The organism is Streptomyces sp. NPDC005899 (assembly GCF_040629645.1).
Taxonomy (GTDB): domain Bacteria; phylum Actinomycetota; class Actinomycetes; order Streptomycetales; family Streptomycetaceae; genus Streptomyces.
Map to the genome: position 1 here is coordinate 1 of NZ_JBEXWB010000585.1, position 2,420 is coordinate 2,420.

The 2,420-nt window shown below is 73.2% G+C and carries 3 protein-coding genes; 2 read left to right on the forward strand and 1 reads right to left on the reverse strand.

Annotated elements, in window-relative coordinates; all coding sequences use genetic code 11:
• Window positions 1–59 precede the first annotated feature (59 nt).
• Window positions 60–1,178, forward strand: coding sequence for a pyridoxal-phosphate dependent enzyme (locus tag ABZ371_RS31685; RefSeq protein WP_358686193.1), 1,119 nt, complete (start codon window positions 60–62; stop codon window positions 1,176–1,178).
• 54 nt (window positions 1,179–1,232) lie between these two features.
• On the opposite strand, the gene ABZ371_RS31690 is transcribed toward ABZ371_RS31685, so the two are convergent.
• Entirely contained in the window at window positions 1,233–1,715 is a 483-nt protein-coding gene (locus ABZ371_RS31690) for a cupin domain-containing protein (RefSeq protein WP_358686195.1), read from the reverse strand.
• Between the two features lie 421 nt (window positions 1,716–2,136).
• On the opposite strand from ABZ371_RS31690, the gene ABZ371_RS31695 reads away from it, so the two are divergent.
• Window positions 2,137–2,352 carry a DUF6243 family protein gene (locus tag ABZ371_RS31695; protein WP_358686198.1) on the forward strand — a complete coding sequence of 72 codons (216 nt, stop codon included), beginning with the start codon at window positions 2,137–2,139 and terminating at the stop codon, window positions 2,350–2,352.
• Window positions 2,353–2,420 lie beyond the last annotated feature (68 nt).

Consider the following 2,420-nt stretch of genomic DNA (forward strand, 5'->3'; position numbering starts at 1 on the left):
GCGGCGGGTGCGGCGCGGGTACCGAAGGACCGTCCGGCGGTGGCGGGTACCTTCGCCCCATGACCGGTACCGCGATCCCCACGGCGACCTACCTCTGCCCCCAGGACGGAACCCGCGCCGACGTCGCCGCGGCGCACTGGTGCTGCCCGGTGTGCGCGGGACCGTGGGACCTGGACATCGGCGCCCGGCCGCCGGTCCGCCTCGACGCGCTGAACGGCCGCGCCAATTCCCTGTGGCGGTACGAGGAGGCGCTCCCGCTCGCCGGCCCGGCGGTCTCCCTCGGCGAAGGGCGGACCCCGCTCGTCCCCCTCACCGGCCACGTCTCCGCGAAGCTCGACTTCCTGATGCCCACGCTCTCCTTCAAGGACCGCGGCGCCGTGATGCTCGCCGAACTGGCCCGCAGACTCTCTCCGGAGCGGGTCGTCGCGGACAGCAGCGGCAACGCGGGCACGGCCGTGGCCGCCTACTGCGCCCGGGCCGGACTGCCGTGCACGGTGTACGTGCCCGAGGGGACCTCGCCCGAGAAGACCGAGCAGATCACGGCCCACGGTGCCCGGCTGGAGGTCGTGCCCGGAGACCGCGAGGCCACGGCGCTCGCCGCCCGCGCCGCCGCCGGAGCGCCCGGGACCTTCTACGCCTCGCACGTGTTCAACCCCTTCTTCCTGCACGGGACCAAGACGTACGTCTACGAGCTGTGGGAGGACCTCGGCGGCACACTGCCGGACGCGATCGCCGTACCGGTCGGCAACGGCACGCTGCTGCTCGGAGCGGCTCTCGCCACCGCCGAGCTGCTCGCCCACGGCCTGATCGCCCGGCGCCCGGCCCTGATCGCCGTACAGGCCGAGGCGGTGTCCCCGCTGGCCGCCGCCTTCCGGGCCGGCCAGGACGGGCTGCCGCCGGGCCGGGCCACCGCCACCGCGGCCACGCTCGCCGAGGGCATCGCCATCCCCCGCCCGCCGCGTGCCCGGCAGATCCTCGCGGCGGTCAGGGAATCGGGCGGCACCTTCCTGACGGTGACGGAGAACCAGATCCGGGCGGCCCAACGCGACCTGGCCGCCCGCGGTCTCTACGTCGAGACCACCGGGGTCGCCTGCTGGGCGGCCGTGGGCGACGTCACGGACCGGAGCGTCGTCGTACCCCTGTGCGGGGCGGGCCTGAAGACGGGGACGGCGCCCTGAGGGCGGGGCCCCGGAGCACGGCTTCGCCGATGACCTGCGGTCCGGAGATCCGCGTCAGTCCGTCCAGTAGGTGTCGTGCTTGACGAAGAACTCCGCGCGCTCCTCCTCCGGCCGGTCGGCCATCTGCGACACCTTCTCGAAGTACTCCTCACGCGGCGCGCCCGGTGTGAAGAGCAGCAGCATCGACGCGGGCTCGTCGGAGTCGTTCCGGAAGGCGTGCAGGCCGCCCTGCGGCACGTAGAGGAAGTCCCCCGCCGTGGTGTCGGCCCACCGGTCACCGTCGTAGATCCGTACCGTGCCGTCGAGGACGAAGAACGACTCGGAGATCGTGCGGTGGAAGTGCGTGGCCGGGCCACCGGCCCTCGGGGCCATGTCGATGCGGTAGAGCCCGAACTCGCCGTGCGTCGTCTCCGTCGTCGCCAGGTAGTGCGTGCTGCCGCCGGTGCGCGTGCGCAGATCCGGGGCGGTGCCCGCGGGCCGGTACCTCGCGCTGATCTCGCCCTCACCGCCGGCGTAGGTGGCTTCCGGGTACGACATGCCGTCCGTCCTCCCTGTCATGGCCCCGGCGGTTTCAGCAGTGGGGACGGCGTCTGTGCCGTCCGCGGTGCGCGACCAGGGCGCCGGGGCCGACCGGACGCCCGCCCTTTCCTCATCTTCGTACGGGAGCCGCCCGCGCGCCCCGCTTCCGCCCCACGATCCCGATGGCGGGCACGTCGATCGCGCGCCGGCCGGTGCGCGGAAGGCGGCCGGAGTCCGGAACCGGTCACGCCGGCCGGTGCCGGAACGGCTTGGAGGGCTGGTATGCGGGTCCGGCAGAACCGGGTAACGTCTTCATGTTCTTCCAGACGCCGATCTACGAGTGAGAGCGTGATGGGCCCCTGGTGACGTCCATCGACGTCGCGGCCCGTCCCCCACCGATGAGCCTCTAGATCCCTTCGCATCATTACCGGGAGAGCCCGTGACCGTGAGCAAGAACATCAACAACCCCGTGGGCATGGGCGGGGGCCAGCGCAAGAAGCTGTCCCGCGCCGAACGCCAGAACAACGGCCCGCACCGCAACCTCGACCGCCGGAGTGCGGCCGAGCAGAAGGCGGATCTGGTGCGCAAGATGCGCGAGAAGACAGGAACGGCCGAGGGCACCGGACAGGCGGGCGACGACACCGCACAGAGCTGACGCACCGCCGCCGCAGGGCGGCAAACCGTGCGGGGCAGGGCCCGGGACCGCGACGACGCGCGGTCCCG

Bases quoted from the DNA above. Each gene is read 5' to 3' on its own strand.
- ABZ371_RS31685 (WP_358686193.1), top strand. From the start codon at position 60: ATGACCGGTACCGCGATCCCCACGGCGACCTACCTCTGCCCCCAGGAC.
- ABZ371_RS31690 (WP_358686195.1), bottom strand. From the start codon at position 1,715: ATGTCGTACCCGGAAGCCACCTACGCCGGCGGTGAGGGCGAGATCAGC.